Here is a 542-nt window from a genome sequence, read left to right as displayed (position 1 = left end):
AGTCTTTTAGTTTGTTTCGGATATTTTTGAATGTATTCCCAAGTGTAGTTTTTCATGGCTTTTTTTGAGTTACTATTTGTTTTATTATATCCTATTATTGTGATTTAATTAAATTATGGAGAGGTCTTTTTAAAATAAGGCTTTTGACCTGTTAAAATCCGATGTTAGTACCAGAAAATCGGATTGGGACCCTCAAAAACCTTGCATTATTTCTTTTCAGTACACGAGTTAGTACAAAAAGAGAGGGCAACAAAGCTTGAAACGACCGGCTACTGACTCCGTTCGGACCTCGGCGTGAGCTCGGTCGAACGCTGAGCTCACGGCCGAAGCCTAACCCCACCAACAAACTTTTTCAGCAAACCCTACTTAGTCCCATGGTTTCGCAACTAGATAAAACTAACGTCACTGAAATTACCTACCCCGATAGCGATGGTCAACCCATGGCCGATAATACCTTGCAATTTCGTTGGATTACGACGATTAAAACTAATTTAGACTGGCTATTTCGCCGGCAGTCTGATGTCTTTGTTGCAGGTGATTTA

Annotated in this window: 1 pseudogene; it reads left to right on the top strand. The window is 40.0% G+C overall.

Annotation, left to right across the window (positions count from 1 at the left end):
- Positions 1-374: 374 nt before the first annotated feature.
- A pseudogene (locus MiAbW_RS20810) lies at positions 375-542 on the top strand (Uma2 family endonuclease); the annotation flags it as partial.

The sequence above is a fragment of the Microcystis aeruginosa NIES-4325 genome, from assembly GCF_008974145.1.
Taxonomy (GTDB): Bacteria; Cyanobacteriota; Cyanobacteriia; order Cyanobacteriales; family Microcystaceae; genus Microcystis; species Microcystis aeruginosa_G.
This window is presented reverse-complemented; position numbering and strand designations above follow the sequence as displayed.